The sequence below is a fragment of the Streptomyces pristinaespiralis genome (genome assembly GCF_001278075.1).
GTDB lineage: Bacteria > Actinomycetota > Actinomycetes > Streptomycetales > Streptomycetaceae > Streptomyces > Streptomyces pristinaespiralis.
Map to the genome: position 1 here is coordinate 1348783 of NZ_CP011340.1, position 25454 is coordinate 1374236.

Genomic DNA, 25454 nt, shown 5'->3' on the forward strand with positions numbered 1-25454 from the left:
GACCGCCCTGTGGGCGGGCCGGTGGAACCGGCGGAGGGCGCGCCGACCGATCGCCCTGCGGGCGATCTGGCGGACGCGGCGGCGGGTGCGACACCTGGGGCACCGGTCGACCGTCCCCCGAGCTCTGCGGCCGACACGGCGGGTGGCCCGACAGGGCGCCCACCGACGGACGCGACAGCCGGCCCGTCAACTGGGGAGCCGACGGGCGAAGACGAGGAGATCGTGCGGTGGACGAGCGACCGGCGGCGCAGGGACGACCGGTCCTGACGGTTCCGAGAGGCGGAACCGGTGGGCGCGGGGGCCGGGACGGCGCGAACGTGTTGAGCGCCGCGTGGCTCCGCCAGGGACGGGCGCTGTGAACGGGCCGGACGGGCCGTACGCTCGGACGGCCACGAAAGACCGGGCCGTACGGACATCCCCCACTAGTCGGAGGCAGGCCGACAGGGGCGCGCCGACGTCGCGGACCTTGCCCGCTCGTGAGGCGCGGGCCGGCGGGCGTGCCGGGGGCGCCGCCTACTCGTCGGCAGCAGGCCGGCGGGGGCGCCAGCGCGGGCGGGGCCGCCGGATGTCCCGCACGAGGGTGTAGACCGCGCTGACGAGGATCAGGACGCCGAATGCGACCCACAGCGCCGAGGCGCCCGCCCGGTATTCGACGACGGCGCCGATGAGCAACATCGCGGCGACGAAGACGCCGAACGCGGAGATCAGTGTGCTGATGCGATGGGCCACCCGCCCATCCTTGCCGACGGCGACAGCCGTCCCCCGACCGGGTCGGCAAACTCCGGTGCGCCAAGGAAACGGTGCTGCGTCAGGTCAGGGAACCGGGCAGCATGACGAAGTGGCTGATCTGCTCTGGGATGACGTGAAGTGCTTCTTCGACCCGGACCTGATGGGGGCGCTGCCTGACGTGCGTGTCCCTGGCGCTTCGGTGGAGGACTGGCAGGCAATCCTCGATCTTGTCGCGGAAAGAGGCTGGGAGTGCCAGTACTCCGAAGGCGAGACGGAAGTCCCGCTGCCCCGGGCGGAGGTCGTGCTGTCGCGTGCGGCTGATGCGGAGTGGCCGAGCCTACGGGTCCGGCCGGCTGCCGAGTTTCTCGCGATCTTCCGTTTCCATGCCGACGACGAAGTCGACTTCGATGTCGACCTGCGGGAGTTGCAGGGCCAGGAACGACTCGATGTGTTCTGCGACTTCCTTCGGGCGATCGGACGGCGGTTGGGCAAGCCGGTGTTGATGGATCCGGAGGGCGACTGCGGCCATCCGGTGCTCGGCTTCGATGTCGAGGCCGATCAAGTCGTCCTCCTCGCGGAGCCGCTGGTCACGTGACTGCGACCAGCGGCCGGGATCCTTGGAAGCTGCCGTCGCGGAGCACGGCGAAGACGACGCCGCCCGACGACGCACACGTTCCGCGCCCCCTTCGAGCGCACGCCGTGACAGGGCATCATCGCGCCCGCCGATGTCACACTCCGCCGCCCGCCCCCAGAGGCGGTCCCGGACCGTCCGCCACAAAGGCACTTGACCTGGAGCGCGCTCCAGATCCCAGCATGGGCGGCATGAACACCACAGACCCTCAGATCGTCCTCGGGACAATGGACTTCGGCACCCGCGTCGGCCCCGACCACGCCTTCGCGATCCTCGACTCCTTCGTCGCCGGCGGCGGTGTCTGGCTCGACACCGCGAACTGCTACTCCTTCTGGACCGACCCCAGCGGCGTCGGCGGCGCCAGCGAGCGCCTCATAGGCGCGTGGCTCCGGGCCCGCCCCGGCGCGCGTGACAGGGTGCGGATCGCGACGAAGGTCCGGCACAACCCGCTCGTCCCGCACTCCTGGCCGGAAAGCGCCGAAGGGCTCTCCGCCCGTGCCGTCCGCGCCGGGATCGAGGAGAGCCTGGAGCGTCTCCGGGTCGATCACATCGACATGCTCTGGGCCCACGCCGAGGACCGCACCGTGCCGCTGGAGGAGACGGTCGGCGCCTTCGGCGAGCTCGTCACGAAGGGGGTCGCCCTGCGGGTCGGGGCGGCGAACCATGCCGCCTGGCGCGTCGAGCGTGCCCGGTCCCTCGCGCGGGAGCAGGGCGTGGAACCGTGGACGGCCCTGCAACTGCGCCACTCACTGGTCCAGCCGCGCCCGCTCGCCCCCGTGGCGGAGGGCGGCCACCGGATGCTGACTGCCGAGGACCTCGACCTCGCGCAGTCGGAGGGGCTCACCGTGTGGTCGTACAGCACGCTGCTGTGGGGTTCCTACGTACGCCCGGACAAGCCGTTTCCACCGACCTACGCCCACCCGGGGACGACCCGGGTGCTCGCGGTCCTGGACGACGTCGCCGGCGAGCTCTCGGCCACGAGGAACCAGGTCGTCCTCGCGTGGCTGATGCGGCAGGGGATCGACCCCATCGTCGGCGCGAGCCGGGTCGAGCACATCGAGCAGGCACTCGCCGCACGCCGTGTGCGGCTCAGCGACGAGCACTTGGCGCGCTTCGAGCAGGCACGGTAGCGGCGGGTCGGCAGGGGGAGCGCCATGACCACCACCCTCACTCCGGCAGCGGCCGCCGACCGCACCGGTGTCTCCATCGACACGCTGCGCTACTACGAGCGCGAAGGGCTCATCGGGCCGATCCGGCGCTCCCCCGGCGGACGCAGGGAGTACACCGAGGAGGACGTCTTCTGGATCGGCCTGGTCACGTGCTTCCGTGAGGCCGGCCTCGGCATCGCGGACCTGCGGGCTTTCGTCGCCATCCTGCGCGCCGAGCACGCTGCGCAGGACCGGGTCGCTTTCCTCCGCGAGCGCCGTGCCGCCCTGGAGCGCCAGGCGGCGGCGCTGTCCCGGGCCATGGAGGTCCTCGACGAGAAGATCGCCTACTACAGCTGAGCGCCGAGGGCCCCGCAAGCAAGCTCTCGCCGCCCGCATCGACCGAGATGCCGCAACCCGATCGACCCCGGTTTCATCGCGCGTGAGCACACACGGCTCATGTGCCGGGATGCCGTAGAGGCTCGGCGTCAGGACGGGGCGAGGACGCAGAACTCGTGGCCTTCCGGGTCGGCCAGGCACGTCCACGGCACGTCTCCCTGGCCGAGGTCGAGGTCGGTGGCGCCGAGTGCCCGCAGCCGGGCCACCTCCGCCGCTTTGTCGTCCCCGGCATACGGCAGCAGGTCGAGGTGGACGCGGTCCGGCGCGGTCTTCGCGTCGGGCGTGCGGAGGAACTCGAGATACGGGCCGACACCCTTCGCGGAGCGCAGGACGGCATGATCGTCGGTCACCTCGTGCAGGGTCCAGTCCAGCGCCTCGTCCCAGAACCGCGCCATGGCCCGCGGATCGGCGCAGTCGACCACCACCCGGGCGACCGGCCCGGTGTCCCGGTAGATCTCACGGGGTTCCAGCACGCAGAACTCGTTGCCCTCCGGGTCGGCGAGGACCGTCCACGGCACTTCGCCCTGGCCCACGTCGGCGGGCGTCGCACCGAGAGCCAGGAGGCGCGCGACCAACTCCGTCTGCTGGGCAGCGGAGTTGGTGGCGATGTCGAGGTGCACACGGTTCTTTGTCGGTGTCCTGGGCTCCGGGACGGGAACGATGTCGATGCCGAGGGCGACCGGGTCCGGCCAGACGAGGCCGCCGACGGGGCCGACGTAAGTGGTCACGCCGGGGCTGTACGCACTCCATCCGAGCGCTTCCGCCCAGAACCGGCCGACCGCCGGACAATCAAGAGCCTTGATGTTCGCCATGACAGGTCTCAGGGCCATGCCGCCGATCCTATGCACCGCCCTGGGACGACATCCGCGCGGCTTGATCGGCGGCGGATTGCGGGCAGTTCCATCGAGCTGGGAGCATGCCCTGCTGCTGGAACAGGGCCGGTCCGTGTGCTGCCGCGGCGACCTGGAGCCGCCGCGTACGGGCACTCCGAGCTTGCCAACCTGACGTTCACCTACGAACTCCAGCGCAGACCCCCCGCGACCGGCCCCCTCGCGCTCGCCGCCCACCCCGGCGGCGCCGACACCGGCGGACCAAAGACCGCCATGTCGCACTCGTCGGCGCTCACCTGGACCGCGTTCGTCGCGATCCGCCCTCTCCTGGTCCAGTCACCCCCGTGGGAGCCCTGCCGATCCCGCGTGCAGCGCCCGACCCGGCCGCCCAAAGAGGGCAGTACTACGCCCCCGCGGCCTCGGAGAGCCCTTCCGGCTCGAGCGAAGTTGTTGCTCAACCCCCTCACCAAAGGTCCGTCGGTGTCAGCCGGCAACAGCTTGGCGAACAAGGTGCGTGTGACCGTCCCGATCAGGCGGACGCCCCCGCCGTCCGCGGGTCCAGCGCGGCACAGAGCCAGTCGTGGGCGGCGCCGGGAGTCGGTTGCGACGGGCCGAACAGATCGGCGGCGAGTCGCCAGTAGCGGTCGATCCGGGGGTCCGCGGCGAGCTGGCCGGCGAGCAGCCGGCGGAAGTCCGGGGTGTCACGCGTACCGCACGAGTGGGCGTAGGCGGCGACGAAACAGTCGAGTGCTTCCCCCGGTTGCGGGGGCCGCTGGGCGAGCATCTGGCGCGCCGCGAGCGCGTACGCCTCGCCGAGACCGTCGTAGAGCACGGCCGGCCGGTATCCCGTATCCGGCTGGTGCACCGTCGGCTGGCAGTTCTCGTTACCGTGGCACGGCCCGGATACGAGGGCGTGCAGCCGGGCGAAGGCCAGGACCTGGGCCGGGGCCGGGTCGGACGGCGGCTGCGGAACCGCCTGTTCGACGACCGCTGACACCACTCGCGCCGGGAGCCGCACGGGCAGCCAGCGCCGCCAGAAGCGTGCCAGCGCGGCGGTGCTGGGCGGGGTGGTCACCGAGCCGATCAGCCGCAGCCGGTCCACACGTTCCTCGGGGGTGCAGTCCTGGAGCAGCCGGAGGGCGGCCTCCCGCCAGCGCAGGGCGGTCATCCGGGTGCCGATCTCCCGGAGTTGCCCCGCGACGACGTCCTCCAGCGCGTCCTCCTCGTCGAGGACCCTGCCGACGTCAGGGACCGGAAGGTCCAGGGTGCGCAGCGAACGGATCAGGCGCAGCCGTTCGATCGCCTCGAAGCCGTAACGGCGGTGGCCCCCGCTGCTGCGGGCGGCTTCGGGCAGCAGGCCGCGGTCGGAGTAGAAGCGGACGGTCTTGACGGTCAAGCCCGCGTGCTCGGCGAGCTCTCCGATGCTCCACATGCCGTCAGGGGACAAGGTTGAACCTCCCTCAGGGGGAGTTCCTACGGTACCGGCGAGCGCGGACAGCCCGGTCGGCCGGTCGCGCGGACGACGTATACGAGGAGACGCTGATGACGGTTTTCATCCTGGTGTCGGACGCCTTCACCGGCGGTTGGATCTGGCGCGACGTGGCCGCGGGGCTCCGTGAGGCGGGCGCCGAGGTGCATCCCGTGACACTCACGGGCATGGGCGACCGCCGCCACCTGGCGGGCCCCGGCACGGACCTGGAGACGCACGTCCAGGATCTGGTGCAGCTGATCGACCACTTGGACCCCGCTCCGGCGAAAACGGCGGAGGCGGAGGACTCTGCGGACTCGGTGGTGTCGATGGGGTCGGCGACGCCGGTGGAACCAGCTGCGCCGGACCTGGTGTTGGTCGGTCACGGCTACGGCATCCACCCGGTACTGGGCGCCGCCGACCGCCGCCCGGAACGCGTCGCCCGGATCGTCCACCTGGACGCGGGCATGCCGCAGGACGGCGACGCGGCCGTCGCGCTGGTGCCCGACCGGACGGTCCACGAACTGCTGACGGACAGGGCGCATGAAACGGGGACGACGGCAGAAGGAGCAGCCGAGTCGGGGGCCGAGTCAGGAGCCGGGGCGGGGGCGGAGGACCGGCTGATCCCTCCGCCCCCGGCCGGCGAATGGCAGCGATTGGGCAGCACCGCCGGTGTCCCGGCGGACGCGCTGGCACGGCTGGCCCGGCTCGCCGCCCCGCAGCCGACGGGCACGCTCACCCGGCCGTTGCGGCTCTCGGGCGCGCTGTCCGGGGTGCCGACGACCGGGGTCCTGTGCACCGCGAACGGGTCGAGCATCGCCATGGTCGAGGCCCTGGTCGGGTTGGGCGACCCCCGCCTCCGCGTGCTCACCGAACCCCAGGTGACGTTCTTCGAGCTGGACACCGGGCACTGGCCCATGCTGTCCACGCCGGGCGAGCTGGCCGAGGTGCTGCGCCGGGCAGCCGCCGGAGAGGGCCACCGGATCTCCCCGTCGGTGAGCGAGCAGCCCGCGCATCTGCGGCCGTTCCTCATCGACGTACCGGAGCGCCCCCGCGAGCGCACGGGGCGGGTGGACCTCTACCTCCCCGACGCCGACGAGCCGCGCCCCGCGGTGGTCTTCGTCCACGGCGGCCCGGTCTCCGCCGAGGCGCGTCCCACCCCGCGGGACTGGCCCGCTTTCGTGGGCTACGGCTCGTACGTCGCTTCGCTGGGTGCGGTGGGCGTGACGCTGGACCACCGGCTGCACGGCCTGGCCGACTACGGGCGTGCAGCGGAGGACGTGGCGGAGGCGGTGGAGCTCGTACGAGCCGATCCGCGCGTCGACGGGGAGCGGGTGGCGCTGTGGTTCTTCTCCGGCGGCGGACTGCTGTCGGCGGACTGGCTCGCGGCTCCCCCGGCATGGCTCCGCTGCGTCGCCGCGACGTATCCGGTCCTCGCGCCCCTGCCGAACTGGCCGCTCGCCGACTCCCGGTTCCTCCCTGCGGCCACGGTGCGCAAAGCGGGGCAACTGCCGTTCGTACTGACCCGGGTGGAGCTGGAAGGACCTGAGATCGCGGCGACGGTCGAGGAGTTCCTGACCGCAGCCGAGGAGTGCGACGCGGCGGTCGAGATCATCGACGTACCGCAAGGTCACCACGCCTTCGAGACGATCGACCACACCGAGGAGGCGCGCGACGCGGTGGCCCGGGCGGCGCGGTCGGTGCTGGGGCATCTGCGGGGGGATCTGCTGGGCTGAGCGTACGGTCCGCCGGCCGGCAGGAGACCGCGGTGCACCCGGATCCGCGGCTCCGGACCGACGTCTCCACAGCCGTGGCACTGGTCCGCAGGACCGGCTCCCGCGGACCCGTGGCACGGTCTCCGGCCGGCCGGCGGAAGGTCTCCGTCACGGAGCCGGCGCAAGGTCTCCGTCACAGAGCCGCGGAAGGTCTCCGTCGCGGACCCGAGGACGGCGGGCCGACCCGCCGACGGGGCGAGCGATGACTCCGTCTCGCTGTGGCAGTCCTCGTTCCGACCGCACACGCGAGAAGGTGGCCCGATGACCAATTTGCACAACGTCCTGAGCGATCACGTCGACACCGAGTCCCTCCCCGGCGCGGTGGCCCTGGTCGCGCGGGGCGATCAGGTGGACGTCCAGGCCGTGGGCCACGTCGACGCCGAGCGCACGGCACCGATGGCCAGGGACACGATCTTCCGTGTCGCCTCCATCACGAAACCCGTCGTCGCCGCGGCGGTCATGATGCTCGTCGAGGACGGGAGGATCACGCTGGACGACCCGGTCGGGACGTGGCTGCCGGAGCTGGCCGCGCCCATGGTCGTCCGTACGCCGGACAGTCCGGTCGACGACGTGGTCCCGGCGGCCAGGCCGATCACCGTGTTCGACCTGCTGACCTCGCGTGCCGGGTACGGTTTCCCGTCCGACTTCTCGCTGCCGGCGGTCGAACCGCTGGTGCGTGAACTGAAGCAGGGCCCGCCGCAGCCGCAGGCCGTCCCTCCGACGGACGAGTGGATGGCGGCGCTTTCCCGGATCCCGATGCTGTACCAGCCGGGCGAGGCCTGGCTGTACAACATCTGCTCCGACATCCAGGGTGTGCTGATCGCGAGGGTCTCGGGCAGTTCACTGCCCGACTTCCTGGCGGAACGGCTCTTCGAGCCGCTGGGCATGACCGACACGGCGTTCGCGGTGCCGCCGGCCAAGCTCGACCGCTTCACCAGCTACTACCGGGTCGACCCCATGGGCGCCCTCGAGTTGGCCGACACCCCGGACGGCGAGTGGAGCACCCCGCCCGCCTTCCCGTCCGGGGCGGGCGGTCTCGTCTCGACGGCCGACGACTACCACGCCTTCGCCCGCATGCTCCTCGGCCGGGGCGCGACCGGGTCCGGCGGCCGCCTGCTCTCCGCAGGGTCCGTGGAGCGGATGACCACGAACTACCTGACCCCGGCCCAGCGCAAGGCCGGCGGTCTGTTCCTGGAGGGCATGGGCTGGGGCTTCGGCGGGGCGGTCGACGTCGAGGCGGTCGAGCCGTGGAGCGTCCCCGGCCGCTACGGCTGGGTCGGCGGTACGGGCACGGCCATGCACATCACGCCGTCGACGGGCGCGGTCACGATCTTCCTCACCCAGCTGCAGATGTCCGGCCCGTCGTTCCCGGAGCCGATGCGGGACTTCTGGGTGTACGCGGCGGGGGTGTGAGCGGACGGCACAACGGCGTGCAGGCACGTACGAGTTGCCTGGCCCCATCGTGGGGGAGAGTGTGCGCATGGAATTCTTCTGCTACCACCGCGACAGGCCGGGTTCCCTGCCGCTGCGCCACGAGCTGCTGGAAGAACACTGGTCCTACATGGACGGGTTCGAGAAGGAAATGATCGCCCGCGGCCCGACCATGACCAGCGACGGTGACACGCCCACCGGCAGCGTGCACGTGGTCGACCTGCCCGACCCCGCCGCCGCCCACGCGTTCGCCTTCGGCGAGCCCGGCTACCAGGCGGGCGTGTACCGGGACGTCCTGGTGCGCCGGTGGCGCAACCTGCTGGACCGCACCATGTGGGACTTCCCCGGCGGCCGGACCGGTGGCAACCGCTACCTGGTACTCGGCTTCGGCAGCGGGCCGGGCGCCGACCTCGCCGTGCCACAGGTCGGGGACGATCTGATCGCCTACGGCCCGCTGCTGTCGGACGACGGCACCGCCTGGCTGGGTACGGCGCTTCTGGTCCGGGCCCCTGATCCGGACGCGGCACGGGCTGTCCTGACGGTGGGTGCGTACGACGGCATCGAGGTACACAAGTGGCAGTTCGGGGGGCGGTCGGCGTGAACTGGCCGCAGGCGCTCCATCTCTGATGGAAGCCATTCCACCTGCCAGTCCTGAACCGGAACGGTGGTCCTGAGGGAGCGCCGCTGCGGTGATGGGCGCTGTGCCGGTCAACCCTCAGGAAGACGGCCACCATCTGACCTTCCGCCCCGACAGGACCGATGCGGAGCAGGCGGCGAAGGACCCGCGCTCTCCCGAAGAGCCTCTGACGCCGTGGAAGGTCAGCCGGTCACCGAAGTTCCCGCTTCGGACACCTCGGACTCGCAGAGCCCCAAAGCGGAAGGCCTCCCGCTGGGCCGACGCCTGTCCGTCGTGTATCAAGGACGACCGACCGTCGGCCATAGGTACTCGGGGCGTCCCTCGAGGCCCGGGCGCCCTCCATGATGCCGTGATCCCCTCTTGCCGAGTAAGGGCGCCCTCGCATCCGGCGCAGTGCTCCCCCGCGCACCGCTAAGGTGCTCACGCCGATCGATGGTTGGGGGGCTGCCGGTGCAGCAGGGCGAGGTCGCGGGCACGCGGATAGGGCACTATCTCGTCGATCGAGTCCTTGGTTCCGGAGGAATGGGGGTGGTGTATCTCGCCACGTCACCGTCCGGTCGCCGCGCGGCGGTCAAGGTGATTCGCGACCCGTACGTCGCCGACGAGAAGTTCCGCGTCCGCTTCGCCCGCGAGGTGGCGGCCGCGCGTGCTGTCAGCGGTGCGTTCACCGCTCCCGTCATCGACGCCGAGACCAGCGGTGACATGCCCTGGATGGCGACGCTGTACGTCGAGGGTCCCTCCTTGGCCGACCATGTCGCCCAAGAGGGGCCCATGCCCGCCGACGCCGTCTGGCAGTTGGCTTCCGGGTTGGCCGAAGCGCTGCGCGACATCCACAGGGCGGATCTGGTGCACCGTGACCTGAAGCCCGGCAACATCCTCATGGCCGACGACGGTCCTCGTGTCATCGACTTCGGCATCTCCCGTGCGATGGCCTCTGAAGGCATCACGCAGACCGGCGCGGTGATCGGTACACCGCCCTTCATGGCCCCCGAGCAGTTCCGCACACCCAAAGAACTCACCAACTCCGCGGACGTCTTCGCCTTCGGATCCGTCCTCGTCTACGCCGCCACGGGTCGTAGCCCCTTCGAGGGGGAGACCGCGTACGCCGTCGCCTGGAACGTTGTCCACGAACCGCCGGATCTCCAAGGCGTGCCCGACTCCTTGCTGCCCGTTGTCAACGCCTGCCTCGAGAAGGAGGCGAGCGCCCGCCCCACGGCGGAGCAGCTTCTCGAACTTCTCGGATCCCGGGCCTACCGGAGACGGTCGGCAACGCCACGGAAACGACGGAGGACGGCACGACTGCGCCTTGCCGGGGTGGCCTCCACCCTTGCTCTGCTGATCACGGGCTCTGTGTGGGTCGTCAGCCAGCGGTCGGATCCACCGCCGACGAAGCCCGACAAGGCCGCGGCCCCCCGGTCGGCCGCTCGTCCCGTTCACGAACCAGCGGCGGCATTACAGCCGAAGGGGTGGGCTTTGTGGGAGACATCCGTTCGCGGAAACCAAGGACCGGAAGACCCGGAGTCGGCCGACATGAGCACATGCCTTCTCGTCGGCGACGGCCTGATCTGCATGGGGGACACCGGGGGTGTGTTCCACTTCGCCGCCGCCAACGGTGAGGACATCACACCACGAGCGCTGAAGGAGATGGGAGATGACGCCTATATGATGCGCTCCGCTCCCGAAGCCCGTCTCGCTTACCTGATCAGGCACGAAGAAGACACCGCCCCCGGCCCGCAATCCCCTGCAACCCTGTACGCGTACGATCCCGAAAGGCGCACGATTGCGTGGAAGCAGCGGATGCCCGAAGGAATCGACGGCGCTGTCCACGTGGGTGAGCAGGTGCTGACTTTCACCGCCACGGACACCATCCAGGCATGGAACGCGACCACGGGATCCGAGAAGTGGACCCGACGAGTCAGCGGAACCGAGTCCCTCTTCATCCGCGGGGCGGCAGCCGTTCTGACGGCAGGTGCGGAGCAGGACCCGACACCCGGCTTCCAGTACGTGAACCCCGAGGACGGCAGCACCATCTGGAGACACCGGGGACTGCACCACGCGGGTGCCATCGGGGAGACGTCGGACACCCTGATCGTCTCCGTGCACGAGCCCAGAACCCGCACGCAGCGCATCGTGCAACTCGCGAAGCGAGACGGTGAAACGGTCAACGAGCCGATTGGACTGAACTCCCGCGATGCGGTGACCCTGGCGGAGGACAAGCTCGTCGTCCTGCGAAACGACGGCCTGCTGCGCGCGCTCGACCTCGTACGGGGCAAGGAAGTATGGTCGCAGCCCTCTGGCGGAGACCCGCGAGAAGACCTTCTCGTACAGGACGGACGGGTCTATGTGCAGCTGCTCGGCGGAGACGTCCTGTGCCGGGACGTCGCAACGGGCAAGGAGCTGTGGCGCAGTGCCGTCCGACGAGACCCGAACGACGACCCCCGGGACCACGGCGGCACCGTCCATACACTCGCGGTCCGCGGCGATACCGTGTTCACCACCTCTGCGAGACATTCCGTCTTCGCGATCCGCCCGCCGAAGTCCGCGCGACCCGGCAGCTGAGCGACCCATGACACGAGCAACGCCGCCGGCCGTTGCCATTGTTACCCCAGGGCAGCGAGACGTGCAGCTCCGAAGTTCGGCAACGGTCAGGTATAGATGCCGCCTTCGAGGTTGTCGAACAGTTCCACCCACTCGCTGTACTCGTTCGCGAACGGCAGCGAATCGACGAGCCGGATGCCGGACATCATGTCGTCCACCTCGCGCTTGCGCCGCACGTATTCGACGTCTTCGTCGTCCTCGTCCTCATGTCTGGAGTACGTGCCGATGTACTCCAGGAACGATGAAACCGTACGGGCCAGCGAGGAAAGATCTCCGTGGACGGGAATCAGTTCCTTGATGGCGTCAGTGAACTGGTAGACAACGCCAGTGTTCGGATCGATGACCACCGCATTGATGGGGAACGCGCCGATCTTCACCACGCTTTCCACCCCGGCAGGGAAGTGCCAGCCGCGCGCCTCCCGGGACGCACGGTCCCAGATGAACGCGGCGTCGAATGTAACGGGCATGCGGAAAGTGATTTCGAACTCTTCGTCGTCCGGCAGCCCGATCTCAGTGAGGAACCGAAGCGCCTCCCCATTGAATCCGTACGCCTCCGCCACTTGCGGCTGCAGACGGTGGACGTTCTCCTCGCCGACCGTCCGCTCCAGGGACTTGAGATCAACACTGAAGAGCACTTGTCACCCTTTCTTACTTTTACGTGCGGCCTGTGCCCACTACGCCTGGCCTTCGAGCGGCGACAGGCACCGGCATCGGATCGAGTCCAGGCGCCCAAGCGCGCACCGTGCCATCAGCGCCCCCGCTGTAGGGGAGCGGCGCTGTCGTCTCATCGGTCGCGTGGACGGCCAGCCCAGCCACTGCCGTCACCCTCCCCCGATGCAGCACCGCGGCACCTGTCGCACCCCCGAGCACGTGCACTCGTCCGTCGGCGTCGCCGAGGAAGACGATGTCTGCCCCCATCGACGAGGTGGACGCGATCGCAGTCCCGGTCACTCGTTGCAGAGTGTCGAGAAGGACCCGCGTCTCGTCCGGTTCATCAGTCAGCAGTGCTTCGGTGCCTGACCGCGCGGCCCGGACCGCTCTTGTGCTGTCCGCGTGCACGCGGCCTGCTTCGTCGAGCGTGAGGACGGTACCGTCGGACAGCGCACACAGTCCGATCACCTGCGGGGCGTTCGCCGCGATGCGCGCCAGTGGCGTCGCGTTGTCGATGTCCGCAGCACGGACCGTGCCAAGGTGGTCGACGCACATCAGCGCGCCCTCGAGAGGGCCGGCTCCCGCAGCAAGCGGCGGCAACCGGCCCGGGCCAGGGTGGGCTGATGTCCCCTTTCACACGGCGCCAATCGGTCTACCAAGGGGCCTGGTAGGCAAGTGAGTCGAGAGCAGCCGCGTGCCTGGGGTCAGCACTCTCGCTGAGCGCAGTGCGTCGCATGGCCCGGTGAACCGGTGCTCCGAGAGTGCCCCTGGAAGGCCATTCCGTCGTACGGCTCGGGCGACGACCACTGGCACCGCACCCCGGCCGGATCAAGTCCCCGAGCGAATACTCCGACCCGGACGGCTCGGGATGGATGTTCGGCCTTCCCGTGGGTGCGACGTCGGAGGCATTTTCAGTCGTTCGCCAAGGACTACTACGACCGACCCGTGGAGCTGGATTCCGTGCGCCACATACATGTGCATGACCGGCGCAGGAGCCGGTACGGAGGCCCGCTGGTACGGGTGCTGTACGACGCCGTACGCATGTGTCCTGGACGCCTCGAACCAGCGCTCCGCTGTAGTGCTGCATCGTTCATCAAGCACGGAGTCAGTGCGCCGCCCGTGCTTCGTGAGCCGCTCGTCCCACCCGATCGCCTCCGTGCGACGGCAGGTCCGGTGCCTGACGCCGGGAGAAGCACGACGTCCTGCCATGTCACCGTCGTCCGGCATGCTCTTCCACATGAGGACACCTTCTGGCAGCTCATCGAAGACTGCACACCCTTGAGACCCGACCCCGACGTACTTCGTCACCCGGCACGCGCCGCATCACCCGTACTCTCAGGGACGTGATCAGTGACGAAGAGCTGGCCCAACTCGAGTGGTGGGCCAACCCGTCGACCTGTCTGGCCCGGATCCCCGTCATCCTCGAAGCCGCCCACGACGGCACCTGGATCGCAGTCGCCTCGCCCGGACTCGACGCGGAGACGCAGGAAAACCTCCGCTTCCTCGTCGACCTGGGCCCGGAGTTCAGCCTTCGTTTCAAGGACGGCTCGATCACCCTGGTCGTCGTGGTCCCCTCCGACAACGTGAACCGTCTTCGCGTGCGAGTCACTTCAGAACCCGACGTATGACGTCTCTCAGGTTCGACACACCCAATCTTCCACGGTGACGCCATGACGACGAAGCCTCTCCCCCACCTCACTCCGACGGGAACCTGCTGGTGCGGCTGTGCCACGAAGGTCGGTGCCGGGTCGTTCTTCGCCCCCGGCCACGACAAGGTGGCGGAGGCGGCCCTGCTCGCAGCCGAATACGGCTCGTCCGTCGCCCATTTGCTGCACGGCCACGGCTACGGCCCCGGCCACTCGGTGAGCGCGCGGGCCGTAGCGAAAGGCGTGTGGCGGAAGTGCCCGTCCTGCGCCTACGTCGGCGCACTGGCCGGCATCGCCAACCGCACGAGGAAGGCGCATCCCGCCACGCCGGTCGCAGACCCCACCTGAGGAGTGTCCGGATGGCCGACAACACGTCCAACCGGCGCGCCGACCTGGAGAAGGCGGTGTGCATCTACGGCGGGTTCTGGGACACCGAGCGCGGTCTGCGTGCCCTGCGCGACGCCGGGCACGAGCCTCAGCAGAAGCACACCCGTCGGATCCTCCGCGACCTGGCCGGCAAGGGTCTGCTCGTCAAGGTGAAGGACTTGCCCGTCCGCTACCGCGCCGTACGCTCGGACTGAAGCAGCCCCCTGTCATGCGGCTGTCGCCTCGATGAGGAAGTACGGATCGGCCCGCGTCAGCGGGGTCACCGAGGTGAGTGCCAAACCCGCCCTGCGGCACACGTCCTCGAAGTCTGTCCGCGTCCGCTCCCTGCCGCCCACGTTCACCAGCATGTTGAGGTCGGTGAGATAGGTGAGTCCGTCGGTGTCCGTGCCGGTGTCGACGACCTCGGGCAGTACAGGCTCCACGATCAGTACGCGCCCTGCGGGCGGCAGCACCCGACGGCAGTGGGTCAGGATCGCGACGGCCTGGTCGTCCGTCCAGTCGTGCAGGATGCTCTTCATCAGGTAGAGGTCGGAGCCCTCGGGGACCGAACGGAAGAAGTCGCCGGCCACCAGGGAGCACCGCGGTGTGAGCCCCTGTCCCACCAGCGTCGCCGCCGCCTGGGCCAGGCCCTCCTCGGTGTCGTAGACGACGCCCGTCAGAGTCGGGTGCTCGCGGAGCACGCCGCTCAGCACGGTGCCGTCGCCGCCACCGACGTCCGTGACCGAACGGAACCGGCCGAAGTCGAAGGCGTGTGGCAGCACAGCGGCCGTCGCCCGGGCCGCTCGGCTCATGGCCGCGTTGAACTCGGCCGACAGGTCAGGGAGTTCCTTGAGATGGCTGAAGAAGTCCTTGCCGGAGCTCGCGTCGAACGCGATGTCGCCGGTTCGGACGCTGTCGTCCAGGCGCTCCCAGGCACGGAGCATCATCGGCTCGGTGAACATGCGTACCAGCGAGGTGAGCGAGTGGGGCCTTTGAGGGTCGAGCAGGGTACCTGCGGGAGTCACCGAGAAGGAGCCCGCCTCGTGTTCGCGCAACAGGCCCAGACTCGTCAGGGCGCGCAGCAGCCTCGTCATGGGCTGGGGAGCCGCACCTGCGTCGGCGGCCACTGCGACGGCGGATCGCTTCTTGTCACCGAGCAGCTCCACCACCCGCAGCCGGACGGCCGCGCGAACGGTCTGCGCGGCCAGGCTGCCGAAGACGAGCCGCATGACCAGTTCCTCACCGCTGTCGGCGTCGACCTAAATGTCTCTGTTCGGGACGTCGTCGTTCGTCATCATTGCTTCCCTTCGGTTGCTCGAGTCAACGCACCCGGCGTGCACCCGGCGAATGCCAGAACATCGCGGTGCAGATGGGATTGGTCCGCATAACCGCAGACCATGGCGGTTTCGACGGGGCCCCGGCCCGCCTGGAGACATGTCGCGGCGTGATCGAACCGGACGAGCATCGCGGCCCGTTTGGGTGTGAGGCCGAGCTGGGCGCTGAACCTGGACCAGAACCGTTTACGGCTCCATCCGCAGGACGCGGCGAGGTCGCCGACCCGTATCCGGCCGCGTTGGGCGACGATGCGCTCCCAGCCGGCGGCCACCTCCGGGTCGACCGACGGTGGCTTCGCGGACCGGCCTGCCAGGAACTCGTCCAAGAGCGCGAAGCGTCGTGGCCACGACGTGGTGGCGGCCAGCTGCTCCCGCAGTCGGCTCGTCTGCCGCCCCCATACGTTCTCCAGGTCGGTGATTTCGCCGTCGAGTTCCGCCAGGGAGACACCCATCAGGGAGGACGCGACCACCGGTGACAGGTGCACTTCGACGCACTCGACCCGCTCGCCGCGGATGCGGGTGGGTGCAGGGACCGGGGCGGCGACGAGGCTCCCGAGCGTCTGCCTGCCGTTGGTGCCGTCGACGGTCAGCATGCCGTCCTCGAATCCGATGACGACCGTCACGACCGGTTGAGGAAGTACCCGCATGTCCAACCGGGCTCCCGGACCGTTCCGGAATGCCGCCACCCGGACGCCATCGGCGCGTACACCACTGAGGGGTACGGTCACCTCCCAGCCGGCTGTGACCTCATGATCCACTGGGGCGACCTCCCGGACGTCGTACGGCTGAAGGCTCACGGCGGGCGTGGCGGCCAGTGGCTCGGCCGCAGCGCGTGTTCCCCACTATCGCCGTGCCGACATCGATCGTCTTGGACGAATGTTCCCGGCGGACCGGGCAGCGGGACCGGATCGGCCAACCTGAACAAGGCTTCGGCGAGGTGCCTACGAGCCGTTGCCGGTGGCTGGCAGGGTCACGGGCGCCGTCAGCTGGTGCCGGGCACTCCGCGCATGCGGGCGCGGACCAGCCACTTCGCCCGATGCGACAACGGTCCGCGGCTTCCAGAGACGGCTGGCCACAGAAGACCTTGCCGTCGCCATGAACTACCACCACACCCAGAAGGTCGCGACGGCCCACGCCATCACCGCCTACTTGCTGCCGCGGCAGTCGATACCCACGACGAACTCCACGAATGTCTCGAACACCAGGACAATCGCAGCGCTCTACGACGTACGGTGAAGGGAGTCGGGCCGAAGACCATCGACTACATCAGCAACCTCGTCGGCCGTTCGCACGTCGCCGTCGATGTACATCTGCGCACCTTCGCCGCAAATGCCGGTGTCCCGGACCTCACCTACGAGCGACTACGAGCCGCATACGTGGCAGCCGCAGCACTTCTCGGGCATGACAGCGGCGGGCTGGAGCATGCCGTCGGCGGGATGGGTCGGGGGCCGTGTAGTCACCGGTTCCACACCCAGCCGCTGACCGTGCCCGCAGCCCGTCACACCGCCGCCGGCTGCCGCTCCCGGTCGCCCACCAGTTCGCGTAGCTTCGCCCGCGTCTCCGGATCAGTCGAGTAGACGACCGTGCCGACCATGCCGCGGGTGAGCAGCACCTTGTAGGTGTTGCGGATCAGGCGGTCGACGTCTCCGTCCGAGGTGGACCTTTTGAAGACCGGGTCCTTGGACTCCGCGCGGTCGGTGACCCACCTGTCGCCGCGCCACACCAGGTCCGGGCCGAGGATCACACCGGACCAGTCGTACTCGAAGCCCTGCGCCGTGTAGACGCAGCCGACCTGGCCGAAGCCGGCCGGGGCGGTGGCCCACAGGGCCGACGGCGGGGCTCCCGAGACGGCGCGGTCGCCGCGCAGGTTCCAGGGGCGGGCCCAGTCACCGATGACGACGTCGGGCGGCAAGGGCTCTCCGGGCTTGGGCTCCGGGGACCAGCGCCAGCAGTAGCCGGCGGACATACGGGCTCCGTAGCCCTGGGCGCGACGGGCTTCGAGGAACGCCTCCATCTCCTGCGGGCTGTCGGCGACCAGCAGTTGCATACGGCCGTCGGGGTCCCAGGTGACCGGCCCGCCGGATTCCAGGCCGAGGAGCCGTACGACCCAGCGCAGATAGGCGTCGCTGCCACCGCAGCGGAACTGGCTGTCCAGCGGTACGACGTGGCACGGGATGCCCCGCTTCGTCGCCGCCTCCTTGATGTCGGCCACGGTGCCCATCTCGCCGGGGCGCACGACCTGGTGCTCGTCGAGGAAGAAGACGGGCACGTAGGCGACGTCGATGAGTTCGTCGATCTGCGCCCTGCCGGTGCGCAGCCCGGCGCGGGTGAAGCGGTTGGCCGAGGTCTCCCTGATGCGGTGCGCCTCGTCGCAGATCAGGGCACCCAGGGTGTTCTTCTCGGCCGTCATGAAGCTGTTGAAGTACTTGAAGAGGTCCTGCACTTCGCGTTTGCGGGCCCCGGCGATCTTCCGCATGGTCTTCGTGAAGGACTGCGATCCGGTGGCGTGAAGCGCCGGTACACCGCGTCGGTAGAGCTCGCCGAGCAGTTGGAGGGCGATGACGCTCTTGCCGGTGCCGGGGCCGCCCGTGACGATGACGACTTCCTTGCGGTCGGCGTTCTTCGCCTTCTGTACGGCGTTGAGCACCATGCGGTACGCCACCTGCTGCTCGTCGAGGAGGACGAACTGTGTGCGCTCGCGCACCTCTTCCGCGGCGACGGACATCAGCTGCTTCGACGGCACCGCCACCCCGTCGCACAGTTCGTCCGCCGCCCGCGCCCCCGGGTGTTCGGCGCTCAGCAGCGTACGTAGGTGGTCGATGAAGGCACCGCGGCGCTCGCCGGTGAAAAGCAGTCCTCGGCCGTCACGCTCGATCTCGCGAAGTCCGCTCACCCCGAACTCCGTGGCGTTGTGCAGGAAGGCCACCCCGTTGACTCGGTGGCCGTGGTCGGCCACCGCACCGTTGAAGTTGACCAGGTACTCGCTGTAGCGGCGCACCTGTTCGATCGGGTTGAGGACAGGGTGGGCGTAGGCATCGACATGGCACAGGGTCGGATCGTCCTCGTGCGGAAGGGCCTGGCTCCACTGCTTCAGCTCCACCACCACGTACGACGGTTCCCCCGTGACGGGATGCACCCCGGCGAGCACGACGTCGGCGCGCTTGCTGTTCAGCGGGAGTGCGTACTCCAGCATCATTTCCACGTCGCCCAGGCCGGCGTCGTTGAGCGTGGCGGCCAGGACGGGAATGCTGCGCTCCCAGGAGCGCACTTCGGAGGCGCCGGGTCGGTAGCCGTGCATGTGGACGAACCGCTCGGTCAGGTGCAGGAACAGCGAACTGTCCAGTGCCCTGGCCGCGACCGATGTGGCAGACGCACGGAACAACAAGGACTTCCCCCAGGCAGCACGAAGTGACTCGTGCGGGTGGGGGCATGTCCTTCGTGACTCCACCGGGGTGGAGCGGAAGCCCGTCGGGCCGCGATGACTATGTGATCAAGAATAGCTGTGCGACAGGTGATGAGCCGAGGTTTCGCCGGGCCGCCTCTCGCCTTGGGCTGGAGGCGGCCCCGTGAGGCGTCAGGAAGCTCGGGTACTCGCGCGCCACTCCGGTGCGTCCGGCTCCTCGTGGAACTCCAGGAGGTGCTGGCCGGCGTGACGGGCGAGGGCGTCGTGCACCTCGGCCGGGGTGGTGTGGAAGAACTCGCGGCGGGCGTTGACCCAGTTGACGCGGCGGGACTCGAAGTCCTGGTGGAGGGCCCGCTCGAGGCTCACCGCGTCGTCGCTGTAGATCAGCGCGTGCACATCGAAGCGGAACGGGACGGAGGCGTCGTCGAGTTCGTTGACGCGGTCCATGTGGTCGAGGCGGCAGGTGAGGCCGATCTGGACCACGGATTCGCCGAAGGCGCCGATGTCCGCCACATCAGTTCGTCGTGGCCCATCGGACCGCCGCCACCACCGCCAGGATCAGAGGCGGCGCGAGCCACCAGCGGCTCAACGCACGCCGCGCCGACGGGATGAGGGTGATCAGCAGGGCGACGACCGCGGCGGCGAGCGTCAGCACACAGGACAGGACGATGCCGGCACGGGCGGCGTCGTCCCACGGTCCGGAGGGTCTGATGGTGAGGGCGGTCCAGCAGAACCACGCCGCGATGAGGTTCAGGATCGCCAGCGGCACGCCGAGGACCCACCTGAGGCATCCTTGCTCCTCCGGCTTGGCCGACTGCTCTGTCCGGTCGTGCATCAGCGCAGTGCTTCCCTTGCGTTGTCGAGGTTGTCGACGAGCCGGTTCCCGTAGCCCTGGGCCTTGCTCTCTTCCCAGTACGGGCCGCCGTTGTAGCGGGCGGCGAGTTCCTGGTAGTGGGCCGGGGTCATCTCTTCCGGCGGTACGTCGGCGAACTCGCTCTCGGCCTTCAGCTGAGCAAGGTACTCGCCGGCGATGAAGATGTTCTGACCCGGATCCTGCAGTGACTCCTCCACGACCGCCCGCTGATGCTCCGTGAGGTTTGCCGGGTCGTAGCCCAGGACCTCGGCACCGCGGCGCACCTGGATCGCGATGGGGCCGAAGGAGGTCTCGTCAGGGCTGCCTGCGAGCCGCCACGGAAGGTTCTCCGGCGAAACGGGGCTGAGTCCCCACGGGGCGTCGGCCTGTTCGCGGACCGTGTCGGTGATGTCGTCCAGAACTCCTGGCTGACCGCCGATCTCGTTCCAGGCAATGCCCGCCACCACGTCCGCCGGCAGGCCCGCGTTCTTCGCCGCCGCCTCGATGATCTCCTTGTTCGCCGAGATCCACTCCTTGCGTTCCTGGTCCGACGAGGGCGGGGACCAGTAGCTGTCCGTCGCTCCGGGCAGTCCGGACAGCTGCGTCCGGATGTTCTGAAGCGTCGGCGAGACGAGAGCGTCGCCGACCGGTGCGACGAGGTCCTGCTTCGGGCCGCTGCCGGGCAGCCGCGTCAACGGGTTGCTCCTCGCCTCGCTCGCCTCATTGCGCATGGCCGGGATCGCCGCGTGGAGGTCCACTCTCTCATCGATCCTGACGCGGAAGTCGGGCAGCAGGTCGTATGCCTGCTTGAGTCCGTGCACGCACACGTCGCGGGCTTCCTTCTCGCAGACCTTGGCGAGGTGGAAGTTGCCCCCGGCCGCGTCGTGGAGACGGTCGGCCTCGTCGCGGATGTCGTCGACATCCATCGTGAGCTCGGCGAAGAAGTCGAGAACGCCGGTCGTCGCCCTCATGTCCTCCCACTGACGCATCGGTTCCGCATCCTGCGCCTCCCGGGTGACGGCCGTCCCCTTGGTGCCGATGAGCGACGCCAGGGCCCGTTCGTTCGCCCTGGCGTTGGAGTAGTGGCTCTTGGCCGTCTCCAGCGCTCCGGCGTACGCGTGCAGTGCACCGGCGGCCTTGCCGTAGCCTTCCGCGAGCCCGGTCAGCAACTTCCGCGCCTCCGCCACACGCGCTTCGTAGTGCTTGCTGCCGTCGCTGTGCCAGTGCGTCTTCTTCTCCGCCCGCTCGGCCGGGCCGTCGACCTCCGTGAGCATGTCGCGGATGCGCTTGAACTCGTCGGCGTTGCGCTCGACGAGGGCGGGGTTGCACTCCTCGAGGAACTCGACGTCCTTGCGGTGGCTCATCCCGCTCACCGTGCCTCCGGTGCCACGTAGGCGCCTTCCAGCATCAACTTGAGGAACTTGGCTGCCTCGTCGTCGTCCACCTTCACGAAGTCGCCGCCGGTGGTCCTCAGCTTCGTGGACAGTGCCGCGAAGAGCGCCACGGCGTCCAGGAACTGGTCATCGGCGAATCTGCTGAAGCGATTCACCTGCGCGGCGACATCGCTGTGCGCCCTGGGTTCCCTCGCCATGGTGCAGAGGTCACCGTCCGGCCTGCCTTCGTGCAGGAACCCCGCGATCTCGATCAGCAGATTCGCGTTGCCGTTGATGGAGGCCGTGTTGTAGTCGAGTCCTCCACCGGGTGCGGACTGCGCGCCACCACCACCTGGGTCGGCAACCTGATTGAGCCTCATCGTCGTGGACCGGCGTGCCAGCGCATCGGCCTTCAGGCCTGCCCACTCCTCCTCGAACGCCACACGTATCCCCCGTCGTCGGCCGCAGATCTGAAGATGATCTTATCTTCACCGGCGACATTCGGCCCTGGCCGACCACTGCCTCGGTCCTGAGGACCAGGCACCCCCCGGACTCAACACAGCTCTATTTTCCGCGCGGTGTGGCATCCCATGCACCGGCCGGCCCGTACTGGAGCAGCCGTTGCATCCCGTCCGCGGGTGCGCAGCGACAGGGCCGGTGAGTTGTGCCGTCAGCGGTTGGCGGTGGTCCCGACCTTGAACAGGGCACGCTCCAGGGAGTCGGCGAACTCCAGCGCTCCTGGTTGTGTGTCGGGCACCATCAGCAGAGTCGTGCCCCGTACGAACTCCCCGGCCCGTGGGTCCGCCTCGTTCAGCAGGTTCTCCTTGACCAGCCCGAGCCCCTCGCAGTCCCCGCCGATTTCCTGGTCGACCTTCTTCGTCTCACCGTCCTTGCCCGTCCAGCGCGCCTGCGTCAGCGGCGCCGTGTCGAACTCGGCGGTGCCCGTGTTCTCGACCTTGAACTCCAGACAGACGAATGTCGTGCCTGGGTCAGCGACCTGCGGATCGAGATACTCGCCCTGCGGGAGCCGGTCGGCCTGCGCCAGCCCGGTGAGCGTGACCCTGGCCTCGGTCGCCGGCTCGCCGAGCGTGTCGTTGCCGGGAATGTGCACCGTCAGGCTCTCGTCCTCCTCGAGAACGGGTACGTCGTCCTGCGTCGGGGTGGGCGCTGCCACCACGCCGGCGGCCCGGTCCGCGGTGATCCCGTCGACCGAGGCGGCCCCGCCCCGGTCCGCCGTGGCGTGCGCACCGGCGCAGCCGACCAGGAGGCCGGCGGCTGCGGTCGCTCCGGCGACGGCCACCAGATGAGCTGTGCGTCCTCGAGGGCGCTGCGTACTGCCTCCCATGACGACGGCTCCTTCCGAGCGATCCCCACAGGACCAGCTTCCGCCCGGCGAACGCGGCCCGCACGCCGGTCCAGCTCCGCTCATGGCCGCGCGCCGACCCGGCGCCCTGGCGGCGGCGAGCAGCGGAGACCACCGCCCGCATCACCCCGTGCCCGGTCCGGAGCCCCGGATCATCTGCGCCGACGCCAGTTCCCGGTAGGCCGGGCTCGTCGACAGGAGTTCCTGGTGATGTCCGCAGGCAACGGCCCGGCCGTCCTCCATCACGACGATCTTGTCGGCGTGCTGCACCGTGGAGAGCCGGTGGGCGATCACCAGCACGGAGCACTCCTGGGTGACGCCTTTCATCACCGTGGTGAGCGCCCTCTCGTTGACCGCGTCCAGGTGCGAGGTCGGTTCGTCGAGCAGGAGCAGCGCCGGGCGGGCGAGCAGCGCGCGGGCCAGGGCCACACGCTGCCGCTCCCCCGCCGACAGTGTCCCGCCGCGTTCGCCGAGCGGGCAGGCCAGCCCTCCGGGAAGTCGCGCGACCAGCTCTTCGAGCTGGGCCAGCTCGACGACCCGCCGGACGTCCGTCTCCTTGGCGTCGGGCACCGCGTACGTGATGTTGTCCCACAGCGTGCCCTGTACGACATGGGTGTTCTGGTCGACGACGGCGATACGCGCCCGGCACTGTTCGCGGCTCAGCTCCACCGCCGGGCGGCCGTCGAAGAGCAGGCGGCCGGAGTCCGGTTCGTAGAACCTGGCCGCCAGGGCGAAGACGGTGCTCTTGCCTGCGCCGGACCTGCCGACCAGGGCGACCTGCTGCCGGTGGGGAACCGTGAGGGACACGCCCCGCAGCACCGGTCGGTCCGGGGCGTAGGCGAAGTGGACGTCCTGGAGGACGAGAGCCGGAGCCGGGGTGCTCACCGGGTGCCGAGCCGTGACGCCGGTCGTGGTGGACCCGGCGGCCTCCGCCGGCCCGGGGCGGGGCTCGGCGGGCATCTCCAGCACTTCTTCGATGCGCTGGTAGGCACCCATGCCGCGTTGGATCAGCCCGACAGCGCGGAAGACGGAGGACAGCGGCAGCACGAGGTACGAGGCGTACAGCAGGAAGGCGACCAGGTCTCCGAGGGAGTTGGCGCTCCCGTTGACCCGTAGGCCGCCGATGACCAGGACGAGCAGGAACGAGCCCTGGACGGCGAGTTCGACGGCGGGGCTCATGACGGATGCGAGTTTCGCGGTCCGTACGCCCGCGTCGTACGCCGCGTCGACCCGTTCGCCGATACGGGCCGCCTCCCGGTCTTCCGCCCGGTGCACGCGAACCATCGGCAGGGCGCCGATGGCGCGCTCCAGATCGGCCGCGATGGCGCCGACGGAGTTCTGCATGTGTTCGGAGGCGGCCCGGATGCCCCTCAGGAGCGAGGCGACGACGACGGCGGCGGTCGCCACCGTCAGGGCGACCAGGATCAGCAGCAGCGGATCGATCCACAGCATGAGGAAGATCGCGCCGGCCGCGACGAGGGCGCCGGTGACGAGGTCGACCAGTGCCTGGGCCACCACCTCCCGCAGGAGGGTGGTGTCGGCCGTCGTACGGGAGATGAGGTCACCGCTGCGGTGTCGCTGGTACTCCCTCATCTCCAGCCGGAGCAGCCGCGAGACGAGGCTGTGGCGAAGTCCTCGCACCACGCCTTCCCCCATGCGTTCCAGGACGAAGCGCCCGACCGCGCCGGTGGCGGCCTCGAGGACGAACAGGCCGCCCAGCAGCATCAGCAGCGGCCAGATCGCCCGGCCGTTCGCGCCGGCGTCCACGACCTGTTTGGCGACGAGCGGCTGGGCCAGCCCGAGGGCGGAGCCGCCGAGGGTGAGGACGGTGGCGACGACGATGGACGCCCGGTGTGCGGCGGTGAGCCGGTACATGGTGGCGACGGCGGCCCGGGTGGACCGGTCACGGCCGTGCGCCCTCCGAGCGTGGCGGCCGGTACGGGGTGCCGTCCCGGCCGCGCCGTCCGCCGTGTGCGGCGCACCGTTCGCGTCAGGGGTCGCCCCGGGCGCGTGCGGTCCGCCACTCGTATCCGCATCGGTGTCGGAGGGGGAGTTCGTGTCGGTGACGATCGCTTTCATCGGCTCCGGCTCCGCGCCGGGGCGACGGCGATGAGGCGGGTGAAGTAGCCGTCGGGCACTCCTTCGTCCACCGGCCGGCCGTCCGCCTCGATCCAGGCGTGCGCGGTGAAGGGGGGCACGACTCGCACCCCCGTGCACCAGGTCGGCCAGTGTCCGCCCAGCCGGCACAGCAGTGCGGCGCCGAGGGACCGGGGCAGGCAGCCACGTGGTCCGGCGCAGCGGAGGCTGACGGCGCACATGGCGTCCCGTGCGTTCTTCGCCTGTTCGGCGGTGGCGGGCCGCGCTCCCCTGCACACGAGGCCGAGCACGGTGCGGACCCGCCGCGGTGGCAGCAGGGACAGCACGACGGCAGGGAGGAGGACGGCCCTGGCGGCGGCCCTGCGGGCGAAGGGGACGCCGGCCGGCCGCACCAGTGCGCTCGGCGTGGTCATGCGGCCAGCCCGCTCGCCCGCAGGTCGCTCACCAGGGTCGCTACGTCCTGAGCCGCCTGTTCCCGGTCGATGTCGAACTCGTCGAGGAGAGCGGCGACCGCGGCGGCTTCGTCGCCGCCCTCGAGCAGCGTCTTGATCACCACGGTGCCGGTGGGGTTCAACTCCCAGTACGTACCGCTGCGTTCGTCCAGAAGTACCGTGCCGTAGTCGGTCTCCGCCGTGGAGACGTCGGTACCGAACCGCAGTGCCATGGGGTGTGCCTTTCTTTACGAGGCGGGCAGGGATCGGGGACAGCGGAATGGGACGGTGTCG

27 protein-coding genes are annotated in these 25454 nt (G+C 69.8%); 11 read left to right on the forward strand and 16 right to left on the reverse strand.

Annotated features, from left to right (window positions below; all coding sequences use genetic code 11):
• Positions 1 to 513: 513 nt before the first annotated feature.
• Entirely contained in the window at positions 514 to 729 is a 216-nt protein-coding gene (locus SPRI_RS05550; RefSeq protein WP_005309211.1) for a hypothetical protein, read from the reverse strand.
• Positions 730 to 838: 109 nt separating this feature from the next.
• Between SPRI_RS05550 and SPRI_RS05555 the strand changes: the two genes are divergently transcribed.
• The 3 genes from SPRI_RS05555 (at position 839) to SPRI_RS05565 (ending at position 2865) form a co-directional block, all read left to right on the forward strand.
• Positions 839 to 1324, forward strand: coding sequence for a hypothetical protein (locus SPRI_RS05555; RefSeq protein WP_005309212.1), 486 nt, complete (start codon positions 839 to 841; stop codon positions 1322 to 1324).
• 227 nt (positions 1325 to 1551) lie between these two features.
• Entirely contained in the window at positions 1552 to 2490 is a 939-nt protein-coding gene (locus tag SPRI_RS05560) for an aldo/keto reductase (protein WP_037775961.1), read from the forward strand.
• 24 nt (positions 2491 to 2514) lie between these two features.
• Positions 2515 to 2865, forward strand: a complete 351-nt coding sequence (locus SPRI_RS05565; protein ID WP_005309214.1) for a MerR family transcriptional regulator — start codon at positions 2515 to 2517, stop codon at positions 2863 to 2865.
• 128 nt (positions 2866 to 2993) lie between these two features.
• Here SPRI_RS05565 and SPRI_RS05570 read toward each other — a convergent pair whose 3' ends face one another.
• Positions 2994 to 3734, reverse strand: a complete 741-nt coding sequence (locus SPRI_RS05570) for a VOC family protein (protein ID WP_005309215.1) — start codon at positions 3732 to 3734, stop codon at positions 2994 to 2996.
• Positions 3735 to 4263: 529 nt separating this feature from the next.
• Positions 4264 to 5166 carry a helix-turn-helix domain-containing protein gene (locus SPRI_RS05575; protein ID WP_037773229.1) on the reverse strand — a complete coding sequence of 301 codons (903 nt, stop codon included), beginning with the start codon at positions 5164 to 5166 and terminating at the stop codon, positions 4264 to 4266.
• Positions 5167 to 5276: 110 nt separating this feature from the next.
• Here SPRI_RS05575 and SPRI_RS05580 point away from each other — a divergent pair, with 110 nt between their 5' ends.
• From SPRI_RS05580 to SPRI_RS05595, 4 genes are all read left to right on the forward strand, one after another.
• On the forward strand, positions 5277 to 6938 hold the full coding sequence (locus SPRI_RS05580) for an alpha/beta hydrolase (RefSeq protein WP_005309217.1): 1662 nt from the start codon (positions 5277 to 5279) through the stop codon (positions 6936 to 6938).
• 300 nt (positions 6939 to 7238) lie between these two features.
• On the forward strand, positions 7239 to 8390 hold the full coding sequence (locus SPRI_RS05585; RefSeq protein WP_037773231.1) for a serine hydrolase domain-containing protein: 1152 nt from the start codon (positions 7239 to 7241) through the stop codon (positions 8388 to 8390).
• A 67-nt stretch (positions 8391 to 8457) separates the two neighbouring features.
• The gene (locus SPRI_RS05590) at positions 8458 to 9009 is read left to right on the forward strand and encodes a YciI family protein (protein ID WP_005309219.1); all 552 of its coding nucleotides are present in this window, start codon (positions 8458 to 8460) and stop codon (positions 9007 to 9009) included.
• Between the two features lie 486 nt (positions 9010 to 9495).
• Positions 9496 to 11604 carry a serine/threonine-protein kinase gene (locus SPRI_RS05595; protein WP_238996199.1) on the forward strand — a complete coding sequence of 703 codons (2109 nt, stop codon included), beginning with the start codon at positions 9496 to 9498 and terminating at the stop codon, positions 11602 to 11604.
• An 86-nt stretch (positions 11605 to 11690) separates the two neighbouring features.
• Here SPRI_RS05595 and SPRI_RS05600 read toward each other — a convergent pair whose 3' ends face one another.
• Positions 11691 to 12278, reverse strand: coding sequence for an SUKH-4 family immunity protein (locus tag SPRI_RS05600; protein WP_005309221.1), 588 nt, complete (start codon positions 12276 to 12278; stop codon positions 11691 to 11693).
• Positions 12279 to 12297: 19 nt separating this feature from the next.
• Entirely contained in the window at positions 12298 to 12849 is a 552-nt protein-coding gene (locus SPRI_RS05605) for a hypothetical protein (RefSeq protein WP_005309222.1), read from the reverse strand.
• Positions 12850 to 13637: 788 nt separating this feature from the next.
• Between SPRI_RS05605 and SPRI_RS05610 the strand changes: the two genes are divergently transcribed.
• Genes SPRI_RS05610 through SPRI_RS05620 form a run of 3 tightly spaced genes read left to right on the forward strand, consistent with a single transcriptional unit; the run spans position 13638 to position 14521 of the window.
• Positions 13638 to 13922 (forward strand): hypothetical protein, encoded by a 285-nt coding sequence (locus tag SPRI_RS05610; RefSeq protein WP_005309224.1) that lies wholly within the window; start codon positions 13638 to 13640, stop codon positions 13920 to 13922.
• Between the two features lie 42 nt (positions 13923 to 13964).
• Positions 13965 to 14288, forward strand: coding sequence for a hypothetical protein (locus tag SPRI_RS05615; RefSeq protein ID WP_005309225.1), 324 nt, complete (start codon positions 13965 to 13967; stop codon positions 14286 to 14288).
• 11 nt (positions 14289 to 14299) lie between these two features.
• A complete protein-coding gene (locus SPRI_RS05620; protein WP_037773233.1) occupies positions 14300 to 14521 on the forward strand; it encodes a hypothetical protein in 222 nt (73 codons plus the stop codon).
• A 12-nt stretch (positions 14522 to 14533) separates the two neighbouring features.
• On the opposite strand, the gene SPRI_RS05625 is transcribed toward SPRI_RS05620, so the two are convergent.
• Both SPRI_RS05625 and SPRI_RS05630 read right to left on the reverse strand, forming a co-directional pair.
• Positions 14534 to 15535 (reverse strand): methyltransferase, encoded by a 1002-nt coding sequence (locus SPRI_RS05625; RefSeq protein ID WP_005309227.1) that lies wholly within the window; start codon positions 15533 to 15535, stop codon positions 14534 to 14536.
• Between the two features lie 65 nt (positions 15536 to 15600).
• Positions 15601 to 16287 carry a helix-turn-helix domain-containing protein gene (locus SPRI_RS05630; protein WP_106428395.1) on the reverse strand — a complete coding sequence of 229 codons (687 nt, stop codon included), beginning with the start codon at positions 16285 to 16287 and terminating at the stop codon, positions 15601 to 15603.
• Between the two features lie 448 nt (positions 16288 to 16735).
• Here SPRI_RS05630 and SPRI_RS38755 point away from each other — a divergent pair, with 448 nt between their 5' ends.
• Entirely contained in the window at positions 16736 to 16876 is a 141-nt protein-coding gene (locus SPRI_RS38755) for a hypothetical protein (RefSeq protein WP_005309229.1), read from the forward strand.
• A gap of 262 nt (positions 16877 to 17138) precedes the next feature.
• On the opposite strand, the gene SPRI_RS05635 is transcribed toward SPRI_RS38755, so the two are convergent.
• The 9 genes from SPRI_RS05635 to SPRI_RS05675 form a co-directional block, all read right to left on the reverse strand.
• The gene (locus tag SPRI_RS05635) at positions 17139 to 19025 is read right to left on the reverse strand and encodes a DUF2075 domain-containing protein (protein WP_037773237.1); all 1887 of its coding nucleotides are present in this window, start codon (positions 19023 to 19025) and stop codon (positions 17139 to 17141) included.
• A gap of 189 nt (positions 19026 to 19214) precedes the next feature.
• Positions 19215 to 19556, reverse strand: coding sequence for a GIY-YIG nuclease family protein (locus tag SPRI_RS05640; protein ID WP_005309232.1), 342 nt, complete (start codon positions 19554 to 19556; stop codon positions 19215 to 19217).
• Position 19557: 1 nt separating this feature from the next.
• The gene (locus SPRI_RS05645) at positions 19558 to 19878 is read right to left on the reverse strand and encodes a hypothetical protein (protein ID WP_050791422.1); all 321 of its coding nucleotides are present in this window, start codon (positions 19876 to 19878) and stop codon (positions 19558 to 19560) included.
• A complete protein-coding gene (locus SPRI_RS05650; RefSeq protein ID WP_037773238.1) occupies positions 19878 to 21260 on the reverse strand; it encodes a hypothetical protein in 1383 nt (460 codons plus the stop codon). Before SPRI_RS05650 ends, SPRI_RS05645 begins: the two co-directional genes overlap by 1 nt.
• 5 nt (positions 21261 to 21265) lie before the next feature.
• On the reverse strand, positions 21266 to 21712 hold the full coding sequence (locus tag SPRI_RS05655; RefSeq protein WP_234020330.1) for a hypothetical protein: 447 nt from the start codon (positions 21710 to 21712) through the stop codon (positions 21266 to 21268).
• Between the two features lie 227 nt (positions 21713 to 21939).
• The gene (locus SPRI_RS05660) at positions 21940 to 22614 is read right to left on the reverse strand and encodes a DUF4352 domain-containing protein (protein ID WP_063805325.1); all 675 of its coding nucleotides are present in this window, start codon (positions 22612 to 22614) and stop codon (positions 21940 to 21942) included.
• Between the two features lie 141 nt (positions 22615 to 22755).
• Positions 22756 to 24711, reverse strand: a complete 1956-nt coding sequence (locus tag SPRI_RS05665; RefSeq protein WP_005309237.1) for an ABC transporter ATP-binding protein — start codon at positions 24709 to 24711, stop codon at positions 22756 to 22758.
• Positions 24708 to 25142, reverse strand: a complete 435-nt coding sequence (locus SPRI_RS05670) for a lasso peptide biosynthesis B2 protein (RefSeq protein WP_005309238.1) — start codon at positions 25140 to 25142, stop codon at positions 24708 to 24710. Before SPRI_RS05670 ends, SPRI_RS05665 begins: the two co-directional genes overlap by 4 nt.
• Positions 25139 to 25393 (reverse strand): lasso peptide biosynthesis PqqD family chaperone, encoded by a 255-nt coding sequence (locus tag SPRI_RS05675; RefSeq protein WP_005309239.1) that lies wholly within the window; start codon positions 25391 to 25393, stop codon positions 25139 to 25141. Before SPRI_RS05675 ends, SPRI_RS05670 begins: the two co-directional genes overlap by 4 nt.
• Positions 25394 to 25454 lie beyond the last annotated feature (61 nt).